The 15,235-nt window shown below is 40.8% G+C and carries 9 protein-coding genes and 1 pseudogene; 7 read left to right on the top strand and 3 right to left on the bottom strand.

The window, feature by feature from the left end:
* Positions 1-369: 369 nt before the first annotated feature.
* Entirely contained in the window at positions 370-930 is a 561-nt protein-coding gene (locus EYR97_RS13560) for a TonB-dependent receptor plug domain-containing protein (RefSeq protein WP_131094921.1), read from the top strand.
* Entirely contained in the window at positions 905-3,517 is a 2,613-nt protein-coding gene (locus EYR97_RS13555; protein ID WP_131094920.1) for a TonB-dependent receptor, read from the top strand. The genes EYR97_RS13560 and EYR97_RS13555 overlap by 26 nt, the downstream gene beginning before the upstream one ends.
* Positions 3,518-4,357: 840 nt before the next feature.
* Here the strand turns inward: EYR97_RS13555 and EYR97_RS13550 are convergent.
* Together EYR97_RS13550 and EYR97_RS13545 are read right to left on the bottom strand one after the other, a co-directional pair.
* Complete coding sequence (locus EYR97_RS13550) at positions 4,358-5,641, bottom strand: type II toxin-antitoxin system HipA family toxin (protein ID WP_131094919.1); 1,284 nt, start codon at positions 5,639-5,641, stop codon at positions 4,358-4,360.
* Between the two features lie 2 nt (positions 5,642-5,643).
* Entirely contained in the window at positions 5,644-6,015 is a 372-nt protein-coding gene (locus EYR97_RS13545) for a helix-turn-helix domain-containing protein (protein ID WP_131094918.1), read from the bottom strand.
* A 3,509-nt stretch (positions 6,016-9,524) separates the two neighbouring features.
* On the opposite strand from EYR97_RS13545, the gene EYR97_RS13540 reads away from it, so the two are divergent.
* Both EYR97_RS13540 and EYR97_RS13535 read left to right on the top strand, forming a co-directional pair.
* Complete coding sequence (locus EYR97_RS13540) at positions 9,525-10,478, top strand: DNA replication terminus site-binding protein (RefSeq protein ID WP_131094917.1); 954 nt, start codon at positions 9,525-9,527, stop codon at positions 10,476-10,478.
* A gap of 350 nt (positions 10,479-10,828) precedes the next feature.
* A pseudogene (locus EYR97_RS13535) lies at positions 10,829-11,138 on the top strand (transposase); the annotation flags it as partial.
* Positions 11,139-11,462: 324 nt separating this feature from the next.
* Here EYR97_RS13535 and EYR97_RS13530 read toward each other — a convergent pair.
* Positions 11,463-12,284 carry a hypothetical protein gene (locus tag EYR97_RS13530; RefSeq protein WP_131094916.1) on the bottom strand — a complete coding sequence of 274 codons (822 nt, stop codon included), beginning with the start codon at positions 12,282-12,284 and terminating at the stop codon, positions 11,463-11,465.
* Between the two features lie 488 nt (positions 12,285-12,772).
* Between EYR97_RS13530 and EYR97_RS13525 the strand changes: the two genes are divergently transcribed.
* From EYR97_RS13525 to EYR97_RS13515, 3 genes are read left to right on the top strand one after another with little or no spacing between them, the layout of a single operon-like run.
* Complete coding sequence (locus EYR97_RS13525; RefSeq protein ID WP_014951205.1) at positions 12,773-13,570, top strand: DUF3800 domain-containing protein; 798 nt, start codon at positions 12,773-12,775, stop codon at positions 13,568-13,570.
* Between the two features lie 14 nt (positions 13,571-13,584).
* A complete protein-coding gene (locus EYR97_RS13520; RefSeq protein ID WP_120963211.1) occupies positions 13,585-14,340 on the top strand; it encodes a hypothetical protein in 756 nt (251 codons plus the stop codon).
* A complete protein-coding gene (locus EYR97_RS13515) occupies positions 14,330-15,115 on the top strand; it encodes a DUF5677 domain-containing protein (RefSeq protein ID WP_131094915.1) in 786 nt (261 codons plus the stop codon). The genes EYR97_RS13520 and EYR97_RS13515 overlap by 11 nt, the downstream gene beginning before the upstream one ends.
* The last annotated feature ends 120 nt before the right edge of the window (positions 15,116-15,235 follow it).

The raw sequence follows: 15,235 nt of genomic DNA, 5'->3' as shown, positions 1-15,235 counted from the left end.
ACTACTTTCGGAAGAAGATACAAGTCTAGGGTGACATTTAATGATTATATGTGGCTGTATATGATTCCTTGGTTTTTGCTACGCGTCTAAATAAATACGATGACTTTTCTCTTCTACATGCTTGTATATACGATTTTTATTGTAATTTACAATCCAGCATGGAGGTGGCGTATGGTATTTGTATATTTTCCATTGAAATTATAAATCTTTAAGATTAAAAAAATTACGATCGAAATTGATTGTTAGTGATTTTTAATGATTGTGAGGGGTGATATTATCATTCACAATTCCTTAACATGATGTGTTGTTGGGGAAGTTGGGTTCCAAAAAAACATATTTATATTTGTTGTATTTATAGAGATTGCGTTCATGCACACCAACAAAATTAATGGCTCTCACCTAATTTTAAATAGCACGACGGCCTTTTTACTCGCCGTGAGCTCACCAACTATTATCGCTCAAGAAGTTAACGCTGCAATTAACAAGAGTATTTCTGATGACACCGAAGTAATTGAAGTAACTGGCGTGAGAGCTTCTCTTGAAAACGCGTTAAACGTGAAGAAAGAATCTTCTTCAATCGTCGATGCAATTTCTGCTACCGATATTGATGCGTTGCCCGCGCTTGACTTAGGTGAAGCACTGCAGGCTATACCGGGTATTCAACTAAACAGCGACGAAGAAGGGCGGCAAAGCACGATTAGCCTTCGAGGGCTTGGCAGTGGCTTTGTCAACACAACCGCATTCGGTCAAACATTTGCTACCCCTTCAGCAGCGAGCGAACTAAATGCTGTAGGGTCTCCTAATCCGTTTGCGGCATTTGAAGCTGGTGTATTTGATGGTGTAACGGTAATAAAAAGCCCTACAGCAGATCTACAAGAAGGGGGGTATAGCGGGTGTTGTAGACATGCAACTCCAACAGGCGTTGTCTAAAAAAGATGGTAATTTCAATATTAGTGTTGGGGGGCGATACGAAGAGCTTACCGGAGAAATTGATGAAGAACTAAAGCTAGCAGGCGTTAAACATATCATTGAAGACAAGTTAGCTGTTGCTTTTAAATTTGCTGGATCAGGTCAAACTTTTAGACGCGACACGTTTGATATTATTGACTATATAACAGTGGATACAGAAGAAGGCTTTGTTCGGGCAACCAATATTGACGAATATCGAGCACGGTGGGGCCTACCCGAGGATGCACAGCTAACTGCGCCGGCGAGAGGTAGAAATGTCAGCGAGTTTAGTGAAGGAGATCGTCTTTCTTTCACTGGGAACATTGAATATAAAATAACGGACGACTTTAAAGTTGGAGCTCATGTTCTTTTTTCTGAGCGTAATCTTGATAACGGAACGAAGGAAGCAACGACTTTTAGCCCTGGATTCAATACCACACGACGAGACCGTGACAACTTTGACGGAAGAATCACTCTTGATTTGAACTCTGCACCGTTTGTATACGATAGAGTGTCAGATGACCCCGATTCTCCACTTGTTTATGCAGCTCCGAGATACAGCTTTGTGAACGGAAACTTGCAAACTGAAAACCGTAAAACTACGTTCAGGGAGAAGTCCGAAGGGCTTATCTTATACGCTGACTACATCACTGATGATTGGAGTTTCGACAGTAAAATTACGCATTCCGAAGCCACAAACCAATTTGCAAATGTGGGTATAAACTTTAATCATACTCAAGATTGGAGACGCCAATTTAACTTCACCGATGCAGAGGGCACTAGGAGAGATCTTATTACAGTGCCTACTGGGTTTGATGGGATTATTGACAGTGGTTACGGGAACTTGAACGATATCGTAGTACAAGGTGGCTTTGCGGTTCCTTATGTGTATAACGGATTGGTCTGGCAAGAAACTAATTTGAGTTCATCAACGGTAAGCTCTATTTCAGATGCAAACCAAGGTAGGCAACTGATTTTTGGCATAAACGGTCGTGTGCAGGACCTCGACCGAAAGGTTAGCAGTGTGGAGTTTAACAGCGCTCGCTTTCTTGACTTGGGTATAGGTGAGGTATTCAGGGCTGATGCAGTTAAATTTGGTGCTCGATTCTCACGTGAAAAGCTTAACAGCCTTGACCAACGGCAAGGGGCACCTGGTATTGATACAAGCAATATATCTGATGCATTTATAACTTCAAATGTCTTGTCGGCGGTTCAGAATGAATATTTCAATGGCAACATTCCTGGAACATTTGATAATACTTCTGGATGGTTAACGATAGACAATGATCTTGCCATCGCCATTTTACAGCAGAATATTGCGCTCAATGCCTCCGAAATACCGACGGCTACATCGTTTAGTGTGGCTTCTCCTATTTTAGAGAGAAATAGAACGGGGTTTTGGGATACTCAAGATCGTAACTCGGGCTTGCCTACAAATATCGGGTTTAATTTTGGGGCTCAACAAGATATTACAGCATTTTACGTAATGTCAGATTTTTCCGGAGAATTCGGACCGGTACCCTATACTGGAAATATCGGTGTGCGCTATGTGGAAACCGACAACACCTTTGATGGTTTTGAGACACAAGTGGATGCTCAAGGACGCAATGGTATAGCGGTCTTAACTGAATTCAAAGATGATTATTCACATACGCTGCCAATGGCGAACATCGCTTTCGAGCTTTCAGACGATATTATTCTTAGAGCAGCATATTATGAAGGTATAGTTCGCCCAAACCTTCTTTCACAAAGGCCAACAGCTTCGCTTCGCGGGGGAAATAACTCGGTTAATTTGGATCTCCCAACAGCAACGGTAAGGCCTTACGACGCAACTAATTATGATGTGTCGTTAGAGTGGTACAACCGTGAAGGTAGTGCTGTTACTTTAGGATTTTTCAAAAAAGACATTACTAATTTGTTTGACGAGGAGGAAGGCTTCTGCCCGTCTTCTGGCACCAACCCAGTTGTTGACCGACTATTGGGTCCAATTGAACGCGTTCCGGGAACCGGGGGCCGCGAGTTTGGCTGTATTCAGCTAACGCCGATTGTTGATGACGATGGTAATGAAAACCTACGTGAAGTAATTATTACTTCACCAATTAATACGACTGAAAAAATATCAGTCGAAGGTTTTGAACTCGCTATTCAACAAAACCTAGATTTTCTGCCTTTTCCATGGAGTGGATTTGGTGGCGTGTTCAACTATACAAACCTAAGACAGTCTGGCAGTGAGCTGGAGTTAACTCGTGTGTCGCCAGAGTCCTTTAACGTAATAGGGTATTGGGAGCATAAAGGTATCAGCTTGCGGTTGGCATATAACTGGAGAGATGATCAAACTTTACGAGGTGCAAACTCCTTCTTGGGGACCAATGCCAGAACACGGGAATCTACTGAGCGTCTTGATTTCGTAGGGTCGTATCAATTAAATGACCAGACCAAACTCTTCCTGAGAGCGTTTAACCTCACAGACGATGTTGGAGTGGAGTATTTGGGGTCCGACGAGCAAGCGTTAAGCCGATTGACATATAACGGCCGGATTTACCAGTTGGCGGTCAATTATCGATTCTAAACTATTGAGCAAATAGCCACCTACTTGTGGGTGGCTATTCTCTTGCTAACCAATACTTATTAGTCATAACTGGTCATCTATTGCCATCAGTGTTAACGTTATGTGATATGAGCTGGCCTTAGAATGGAAAGACACCTAGTTACTTTTTAACGAAGTATGGAAGTCTTTAAGCGGCAGGATATGCAGTTACATAAACAAAATGCACCAGAATTTGAATTGACGGGCACATCACCCTCTATTACTGAACACAAACGGTAAGCAGTTGGTGTAAGGAATGTTCATTAACATCGCAGATTTCCTATCGCTTTAAAGACAAAAAGTTGGCAAGTTAAATGGGGTGAATGGGTTTTGTTTCACCATAGTAATCGCGCTTCCCTAGAAAAAACAAACCTACTCTCAAAATGCTACGCCAACATACCCTATGCTATCTTGCTAAACTTCCCGCAGCTTCGCTACGGCGGCCGCGCGCTCCGCGCGGTTGTGCAGGAAGTACATGAGAAAATGGTGAGCGAGTAGGGAGGTAAACGAAAGTGGGCTACCGGTAGTGGACAAGTAACGCACTTTTACTATGGGGAAGGCTGGTAGATGTTTAGTGGTGCGTGTGGTGAGCTTTTGGGTGCGGTAGATTCGTTCTAGTTTGTGTCTCGGTTAGTGAGTCCGGTTAGGGGTCTTATGCTGGGTTGGTGAGAAAGGGGTTTATTGGTTAAGGGGGTCAAAGGGTATGTTGCCGTAGTGGTTACCCTTATCCAGTTATCAACAAGTCTGTGGATGATTTATTCGTTGGATTTGCTGGTGTTTGATGAGTTATTCACTTTTTCGTTATTAGGATAGCCCTCATTTTTATATTCTCACTTTGGACAACACGCCTTCAGCAATCAGTTCCCCAGTCTCTTGGTCGAAGTCTTCAGAAGCATCAGCAAAGGTTTTACTCAAAGCAGTTTCAACTTCTTCGTTAAGTGATTCAATGTAACCCAAAGCCAGCTCATCATTTAAGAACGTCTTAGCTGCATGTGATTTCCAATGTCTCATTTGAATGTCTGCCCAGATGTAATGATTATTTTTAGACATTACCTTCATGGCCATCCGCAGTTCCTTGCGTCTGAATTGGTTTCTGAATGGATGCGCTGAAATCACGTCGTAAAGCGGGGTAAGCCAATGGCCATTTTGGTCAAGGTAAACACTGAAGTTCTTTGCGTGGCCATCAATGCCCAACAACAGCCAAAATACGTATTGCGCAAGAAAGAACTGAAACATGTCATTTTCGCTATCAGTACTAAAGCGAAGCAGATTGGCTATCTCACTCGCACCCGGGCCCCCATGAGCTTCATACTTTGACTGGCCAGCTCTACCAAGTGCTTGGCACATGTCTTCTTGAGTAAGTCGATATATAAGGCCGTCCTCACCTTGTTGCCTATCAAACCGTTCAACCACCAGCGCTTTTTGCCTACCGAAAGTGTATATGTCCGCTTGAGCAACGTTGAATCCCAGGTAACGCATAAATCTCAAGCAGAACCATTCATTATCTACGCTGTTTGTTAGCTTTAGCCCGTTTTCTAAATCATGTATTGGCAGTTTGAATATATGGGTTGTTGGAGTGGTACCTAGGGGGCGATGCCATTTCCCTTCATGAAGTGTCAGCGCGGTTTTCTCTTGTGCACCTGCAAGGGATATTCTGAATACGTCATCATCATCCATACCCAGTGTTTTACGTCTTACTGTATTCATAAGGTGCGCTTCGATATCGGCATGACTCATTGCCTCAAGCTTTAATTCGTCGATCCCATCGACTGGTTCCGGTGTCAAAGAAAGAGAGCCCACGCAATCACGGCCAATCTCACTCAACAAATCCATTGTGTCTGTAGAGTAGGCGCCAACACGGTCAACAATTAACTTACGAATCTCTATGTCGTCCGGCAGTAGGTTGTCGAAGTAAAAGCGCACCAGGTCACCGGTGTGTCTCTTTTTGGTAAGCGGCATCGATAGACTAATTGGGTGTGCGTATTCTGCGGATAGCCACTCATCGTCGTAAGTAAATGCATGCGTGGCACCATAGCGCTCGAATGTACCTACGTGCCGGCCATTGATGCCCACTGATAGACTGTTAGTTTTTCTCCTCTTAGCCATAACTATTCCTTAGCTTTATTCTTTCTAACAACCACCGGCGTTCTCATTGGCTTACTGACAAACTTACCTGATCCCACTCTTCTTAATGAGCTTTTAACGACTTTTGGGGCGTTCTGGGGAATACGCTGTCCACCAGCTACTGCTGCCCCATCTGTTTTATGAGTGCTTTGGTTTGTCATATCGATATTGATATTGAGAACGTTTAGAACCATCAGCACAGTACCAAATGCCACGCTGGTGGGGTCATTCTCTAATCTCGATACAAAGCGCTGGTCTTTACCAATTTTAGTGGCCAAGTCTGTTTGAGACCACCCTAGCGCCTTGCGTGTAGATGCTATGTAGTGACCTACGTCTTTTGGGGTCTTAATTCTCATTGTTAACTCAATATATTCCATAAGAAGTATATTTATAAATATACTTCTTATGGAATATTTTTCAATATTCTTTAAAAGGAATATCACTTTTTATTCTATATAAAGAATATTTAAGGGGCAGCCAGCAAAAGATAGGGCATTACCTCCACACCGTTATTAAGCGGTTCTGAAGGTAAACAAAGCGAAACGTTGTAATACAACTGAGAGGCAGGGGAAAAGCACCTGTTATCGGAGGTGCTTAAGGCCGGGTTTAGGACTTTGATACTGCTATAAGTTTATTTCTAATCGCAATAAGCCGTTCTTCAGCCTGAATGTTGTGACCTGTGATAATACCCACCGACGTTAACAAACCATTCGGTTTGTTACTGCGTACCGAATCGATTACAACTCTAGCGGCCGCTAGTGGGATTGATGAAATATTTCGAAAAGACCAAAGCGATAAAAAGAACAGAAATTTGCTTAGTTTCCAAAATGATCAAGGCAAGTCAATACTTCGTCCTGCTGGAGATTACAAAGAGTCATTGAGTTTTAGGCTGTATATTGTTGGCCAAGGTAATCATGAGCTTAAACTTTCTCTGGACGGGAAATCTTGTAGGCCAACACTAAGATGGTAAACCTCACAACATAGCAGAAACTTACAATGTGAAGACTGGTCTTGAAGCTATTTTTATAGATGGGGAAATGTTAGTGAGCTATCAATATCCGGCGGGTTTAAAAGCTTTAGGTGGCGGCACTGGCGGAGCGAATAAATAGGGAGCTCTAAATACATCAGACAGTAATTCAGAAGCATATGCTGGGATAATTGACGAAGCGGTATTATACAATTTCACTCTAACATCTTATACAATCAGAAATCACTTTGAAAACACAAAGAGTGGTCTTTGGTATTTCAACAATCGTCCCTTCACAAAAAAGTTATCTGCTTCTTTATACCTTTAATTGCCTTCGTTGCAATGGATAGAAATGACATGGACGCTGGCCAGCCAATTTCTGAACCAAGTACCCAATAACGTGCTTTTGCAGTTCTTATTTTATATCTCTCAGTCATGTTATATAGAATGCTAGACCGTATATAACTTGCAAGTCAAAGCTCCGCTAAATGATAAGCACAAGAATGGAAAACAGCGCAATATTTTTAGTCATTTTATGAATCCAAAAAGACCGTGAAAAATTTTCCTTAAGGTCTATGAGTAAATGGATAAAGATATAGTCGCCGACTTCTTTTAAAAAGGCTTAGGTACAAAGGCTTTTTCAGTGATGAATATAGACAGATCTTTGCCTCCGTTACTGTGAATATAATTATCATTTTTCAAAGTTTGGATTCTAAAGCGCGGGTGAACAAAAATTAAGCAAAACTTCATTTTTGGACTTTTTTAAGAGCGTTCTCTGTACCGTTCTCTGTACCCCATAAAAAAGCGTTCCTTTTTATTTTATTTTTAAGAAGTAACGTGGGGGGTACGATCAAAAAGTATGTCTGAATGGAACAAGAAGTAACGCTTTGAACATTGTTTTAATCGGGAAGTTACTTTCTTTATTTATCTCGGTACGAGCAAAATGTTTAAAGAGTGATATTTATTCAAAAAATGCGAAAATTTAAGTGTTCTCTGATGTCTATAACACTACTTATTACATAAAGAAAATAAGCGTGAGATGTTAAGCTAAAAATATCATTTTCTAACCTTTCCGTATTGCTCCCCACATCCTTTTTTACGATGTTTTTTTCAAAAAAACGACGTAAATATATTGATTTTTGGCACTATTCACCTTGGTACAAATTTATAATTTTTTAAGACCGTTTAGTCATACATCGCCGATAAAACTTACGTAACAATTTTGCTTGTATTTGATGCGTGATTTCGTTCGCTAGGTGCTCCGCCCGTTAAGTTAGCCTGGTTTTTTGTAATTCACTGTACATTTTAATAGGCTGATTAAAGCCGAAGCACTTTCTTGGTCTATCATTAAATGTTTTTTCATTCTCAGTTACCAGCTTATCTTTTACCGTCCGTAAATCGTGAACTTTTAATTAGCACTGACGCAGTAGATCTTCGAAGTTTTTAACTAATCCTCGCTCCCATAATGAATAAAAATTCGCGAAGTAAACGCCTTTTTTGTAATTCTCTGCTACTGTTTCATGACCAAAAAACTCTCTGCCATTGTCACTATGAATGTGTGAACATGGCTGTAACTTTTCTATAATATGCGCTTTTTATTGGTACTTTTTTATTAAAAACAGCTTACTTTTCTGTTCGGCAAGGCTGATTAATATGCTTCTTCCTTGCTTACCTAAAAGCGTACCGACTAAGCAATCGCCGAACAGTTTTTTCTTGTTCACTCTAGCGGGGCGACGCTTGATGTTAATGCGATTTGGGGGTAATCACACGCTTCGTGCAACTGTCTTAAGGGTACTTACGCATACCGCGAGCCAGTTTTAATTTGGGCCTACATTTTTCATTCACGACAGACTCAGCGAAGGCAAAGGTTAGTGCTGATATACAATATTTTGAAGCATCTATTCTAAGCTTGGTCGCTTTGTAGTACGCAAACATCCGGCAGGTATTGCGTACTACAGATTTTTTACGTCAAACCTATCGGCGACTCGTACTGTGACTATCTTTCAAACGATTTCTAATTCCTCAGCAACTTAAACCCTCTCTTGAGTAGACATCTTCCTTAAATCGTTGCCCCTCGTTTAAGTGCTTATATTTCTTAGTAACTACTCCTGTTTTTCGCCACTACAAAGTTCTACCAACAGGTAGTCAGTCTCTTCTACCTATTTAATTAAGAGTTGTGTACTTATTATCTTGATTCGAGGGTAATAGCCACTCGAAACTTGCGTTTAGAAAAACAATTGTTAGGCTTTTATGTGTGTTTTAAGCGAATAATCAATATGAGACACTGCGCAAAATAGCGTATTTTGCCTCGATGGTGAGAATGGAGTAGGGCAGTCCGGTGATGGCGACGACACATTTGAGCCTCGATACGTACTCTCAAGGGGGGATAATTATTTTAATTTAACGGCGTTTAATATTTCTCCAGCGCTTATACATTGACAATCCCTAATGTTGATTTATTTACAATAGAGAGGGATTATTACTCATTTTCATTAGAAAACAGTACTAGCCAATAAACAAGTTGCGTTATTTTTTACCTCAATGAAAGTTCGCAACTGACTGTTGATTTTGAAAGCCCCATAGTCTCTAGAACCGTCACGCCAGAACAATCCAATGTTTCTGTTCAACTATTACCATGAAAAACGAACTTACCACCTAGCATTACAGACCACCTTCACACAGTCATACCAAAAAACATGTCCCTCATCCACCACCGAGGTGCCCCTCTAGCCCAACTCGCGCTTGCCTTCGGCTGGTTTGGTAGGCCGGGCTTGCAGGGTGGATGCCACTATGTGGTTTCCACGGGTTGGTTTTATGGTTGTTTTTATTTGAAGGTGGTCTGTAAATACAATACAATATAATAGGGGTAGTCGGTTTGATTGATAAGAGGGTGTGGTGATGGTGAATGACTTTGCGCGCTTTAATGGTCTGCTCACAACTTTAGATGAGTTGTATGAGTCGTTGTATAGTGCCATGCGGTTAGCCCCTACTGCTTATTTTGCCAATATTGATGACGTCACTAAAGAGGACTTTAAAGCATTCTCTGCCGGTGAGCTAATGCTTGGCCACCGCGATATGTTCAACGTACAGGCACAGATGCGTTGCCTTAATGCCTTAAAATGCTTCCATCGTCCTTCTCATGATATTTCAGGCCGAGTGGCGGGCAAATATCCTGGTATTCTTTTGCTTGAGAACCATGATGACATCATTGATACCATTATCGCCATTAACAGTACGAAGACAGCTATCAAACACTGCGTGCAAGATAGAAAGCCGGATGGTTCACACGGACGTAATCATTTGCAGAAGCACGAGTTCTTGCACCAACACCGTGGCGTCGAAATTATCTCTTATCAGCTGTATCGGCATATTGACGTCATCAATTGTCGCCCTGATACGGACACCGCGCTTAAAAGCGTGAACTTTTATTGGGCCTACAAGAACGCTGACCAACGGCTAACGCCTGAGCGCGCTGTGTTGTATTTGTATAACAGCAAGTCTGGTCTCAACGATACACAACTGAATGAAATAAAAGCGCGTATAATGGGCACACAGCACACCCACCGCTTTTATATACGTAAGACACGCAATGCGTCGGTGAATTTGTCTCTCTACTATGGCGCGAGTGACGGTAAGCCAGTGGTAAATACCATTAATGCGGCACAGCCCGTTATTTTATGTAATTACGAGGATGTGCCCACAATTCGTCCGTTAAGCGCTCACGTGCCGCAAAAACGTAAAGCAAATAGGCAAGGGCATGCGTGGAAGTGTTTGAATGAAGCCATCAACCTCTATACAAGGCCGATTACCGAGGCAGACAAAAAACGTGAAGCTCATTTAGCGAAAATATAGTTTGGTTAAGTTACCGCGATGGGCATATAGTGCTTTTATCGAAAGTCCCACTGTTTGTTTTTTTCACGCATGATAAGTGTAATTATCATGCGTGAATCCGAAAATTTATAAAGCTTGAGATTAACTTGAAGCTTTAGATATGTTATGAGTTCAAATGCATCCATCGGATATTAAATCATAATAATATTTACTACCTCAACCTACCTAATAACATCGATTTAATCCAACACACTGATGAGCTAAGGTTATGAAAAGTTAAACTTTTTGATTGCACCCTGCATTATTCATCGCTAAAAACTCCAACTACGTCTGTCTCAGTTTATGGGAAGTGGACACTACCGAAAACCAAATTAGGCGAAGCGATACAATACTGCTTGAATCAATGGGAAAAGCTGGCGCGTTATACACTCGACGGATTATTGAATATCGATAATAATCGCGCTGAGCACGCGATTAAACCGTTCTTGATAGGCAGAAAAAACTGGCTGTTTAGCCAGACCTCCACGGGCGCAAATGCCAGTGCGGTTCTCTACAGCATCATCGAAACCGCTAAAGCTAATGATCTCAATGTGTTCGAGTATGTGATGACTGGCCTCGATAAACTCAGTAAGGCCGACGTTGATATCGAGCAAATTGCCATGGCAATTTGCTAAGCGTTAGGTGGGATTACCGGACGTTTACACTTATGTGCTGATGTTCTTAGTTGCAGCAATAAAAGTACTTCATAGCCTCTAGTTCTTCAGGTGGCCGCTTTAGCTTCAATTGTACGCTTAGACGAGCAGCATATGCAGTAATCTTTGGTTATCCACGGATTTATAAAAACTCAAAATAGTCTCAAACTATGAAACCTATTATCCTTGTAAACGGCTACACCAAAAGCTAAGCCCAAACAAGGGCCAAGCTTTTTAATAGAAGTATCTCTAGTTGCTTAAAAACAAATTTCGTAGCTTTTGGAAAGATTTAGTACAGCAAAGATAGGTATCGCTATTTATAATCGAAGCGTTCTATCGTTATCCTTCCTCTGTAAAATCCACCACTAAAAATTAAAGAATTCATGTTTACGCCGTATCCTAGTGGGCTCAAATAGTTGTTCATATCTTCTATGTGAGCCTCTAGCGCCGCTTTGATGTTCATATTGTTCAACTTAGTTACATCTTGCTGTACTTCATTATTGTTAGTATCAAGAATTCTGAGTATTTTAACTTCTAACTTTATTGGAGAGTTAATTACTGTTAATTCAACTAAAATACTGCCGCCAGTTTCAAGTGGAATTTGAAACTGGTTTGGCACACTAGTATTAATCAAGTTAAGCGCCTGAGCTATGGAGATAGCCGTCGCTTCTACAGTTTTTATCTTTCCCTCTAAGCTATTATTTAGATAGTCGCTTACATCAGCACGACAATAGCTGCAATTAACGAATTCCCAGGGTGAAGATATAACTTCTTTCGGAATTGATTTTGCTTCAGCTTCGGCCACCAGAGAGTTCGAAGCATTACTGAGGTCCGTCATCATTGTTGAAATACCCGAAGGAACTGAGGAAAGCATGTATGTCACAACCGGAACTTCAGGCATCCCTGGAAGAGTGGGAGTGAGAGAAAGAGTTACATCAAAAGAACGAGCATTTTTATTGTAAATATCAACAAGCGTAATATGCTTTTTTTCACCAACCTTTAAGTTCAACATACCCCATGACACAATTTTATCGGAATGGCTGCAATCATAACACTCAACGACTTCCGAACTTACAGCTAGCTTAGAAAATGACACTAGAATAGCTAAAAAAAATCCAATAGACATTAATTTCATTTATTACTTCCTTTTACTGTTCAAATGGGCTTTTAGTAGGCCAAAAAATGATGACGTAGGTATTATTTTTTGTTACGACTAAAAGACTGATACCTCAAAAAAGTAACGCTAGACATTAAGCCTTAACACATGTTGCGACAAAGAATTGGTTTCAAGGAAATACTATCGATACTATAGAGCCAGTAATACCGTTTATAATATTTCCATTGATTCACCACTGTTAAGTCTAGGAGCCCGAGTCCTGCTCTTTACTAAGGAAATTGCGAATAAGTCCTGCAATTTAGTGCCAATAGCAGCCGTTCGAATATTTGTAATTAAACGGCAGAAAAGTACGTACTCCGGTCGTTCAGGAATGTTTGGTGCAATCAGCGCTTAACGGGTCAATAGGTCCAAATTTTCACAACATCGCCTACCTGACTAAAAGTTAAACTTGCTAATACTATATGTTGCATTGTTTAATATGATTATGCATACGGAGGCGTGTATAAATGGCAAAAGGAAAGCTAATTTGGCATATTGCCTGTGACGAATCTGGTATAGATGGGCAGGTATACTACGGTTTTGGTTCCTTGTGGATGAAGTACCAACGTCGCGGCGATTTTGTTCGTATCATCAGAAATCTTAGGGAAAAGTATCGATATACAAACGAAATTAAATGGCAACGTGCTCATCAGAAAAATAACATTGATTTTTACAAAGAGCTTGCCGATGTATTTTTCAAACACGCGTGGCTGGCTTTTCATTGCATAGTTATTAGAAAAGGATTGGTAGATAAATCATTTCATGACGGTGACTACGACCTTGCAATGCGAAAACACTTCACAACTCTTATTTCTTCAAAAATAAAAGCAGTTAAAAAAGCACATCCTAATCAGTTATCAGAATTTCGAGTCGAAGTCGACCCATTACCGTCGCGATACAATAAGGCTGACGAAGCGTTTCATACAATCGCTAACAATATCCTAAAACAAGAATTAGGCGGTGATGCTCTGATTCAAACAGTTGTGACTAAAGACTCAAAAGATTCTCAGCAAATACAGCTGGCTGACTTTCTGTTGGGAGCAGTTATGAGCGCGTTTCAAGGAAAAGTAACCTCTGATAGAAAGCGAGATATGGCGAATCATATTGCATCATATTTAGGCTGGGACTCGCTCAAACACGACACTTGGGACTATGAGCGAAAATTTAATATTTGGTATTTTCATGATATCAGGCGAGATCAACGTGAAATTCATACGAAGAATGTAGAGCTGAGATATCCGCTCCCTGCAAAATCACTTAAGTGAAGTAGAAAAAAAGAATGAAAAAAAGTAACCACCAAGGAAAGGTGTTAAAAGATCATAAAAAAGTGGGCAAAAAGTTCATCCCCCCTTTAATGCAAATCGACAAGATGAGAGAAACATCGTTTGTAAACGACCGGCTTCCGTGCTTAATTTGGATGTCGTCATTATATCTTCGTCTTGGCGATAGGAATGCAACTAAAGTCATTGTTGATTTTATTGATACTGCGTATAACTGCTTTGAGGGTGAAAAAATTGCGCCGCTTCAATACATGGGTAGCTATACAACTCTGTCAGATTCAAAAAAGAATGAATTGTATGAGACATTAAGAACGAAACCATATTTCAACGACGTTTTAAGTAATCTCGAACATCAGTATCACTTATTAAAGAGCTATCCATTAGCGTTTCTTTTTTCTGAGCACCAGTATGGTATTGACCGTGAAGATGCCATTGAAATGCTGAAAGAGGATGTAGAGGCGCTTTTGGATAGACTGTCATCAAAAGCGACCAAAGTTCAGGTTACTGCGGTTTACGCAGAGATAATATCTGGGCGAATGAAAATTTCTGCTCATATCGACTTGCCTGACTTCAATGCAATATTCAAAGCGCCAGAGTCTGATGATGCAAAGCGTGTTGCAAGTTTTGCTCGCGCTCATATCAACGGATTTGCAGCAGCTTCTTTTTTGAAAGAAATAGGGGTTCCTGAAAACAATTGGCCAGAGACTTTTTGGAATGAGGCTTTTGATTTAGATGGATGCGACAATGGATATTGAAGAATTAGTAAGTGGCTACGTCGATTATCTAGTGGACAGTTTCGATGAAGTTTGGACTAAAGTTAAAATTCCCGCGGATAAACTGGAGGCATTATCTGCCATTGGTGGTCTTTTATCTCGACAAATTACTCTCTCCATCGAGTTGGCTCAAGCTCCCTCAACATGGAACGGACATTCTGCACCATTATTCTTACGCTCTATGACCGATTTATATATCACGCTTGCGTGGATGATGGATGATTTGGAAGAGCGACCCCATAAATACATTATGCATGGTCTGGGTGAAGCAAAGTTACTTATCGAACACTACAAGCTCCTGTTAGAAAAGGAGGAATATCAAGAAGACAAAGAAGATCTTCAACAAATGATAGAGTTTAGAGAGCATTGGATTAATTCACAACGCAATGAATTTTTTGTCGAAGTGGATGTTGGAACGTGGTCGAATTTAAATTGTAGGAAAATGGCGCAAGAGGCAGATTGCGAAGACCTTTATAATTTTGCTTACACGCCCTTTAGCCAAGGGGCGCATAGCATGTGGCCCCATGTTTCAGTTTACAATATGACTCGTTGCAAAAATCCACTACATAAGCACCACTTGATTCCTGCTCTACTAGACGTGCCGCTCGACCCCGACTACTTGTATAGATCCTGCAAATACGTTGACAAGACTTATCGGTTGTTTGAAAAGCACTTTGAAGTATCAATAAAACTAATGCCGCTCGATTGGTGGAACAACTATTGGGAATCTATTCCAATAGAAGAAGATGTAAAGTAGCGCCTTTGAAGAAGTCCGCTAAACTGGATTAGTGTGATTACCAAGGGATTATGTCGGTCTAATTACCGAGCGACTTTGTCGCATTTAAGGTAACAGTTAGTATTATCCACTTCAATAAAT

The sequence above is a fragment of the Alteromonas sp. KUL42 genome (assembly GCF_006538325.1).
GTDB lineage: Bacteria > Pseudomonadota > Gammaproteobacteria > Enterobacterales > Alteromonadaceae > Alteromonas.
This window is presented reverse-complemented; position numbering and strand designations above follow the sequence as displayed.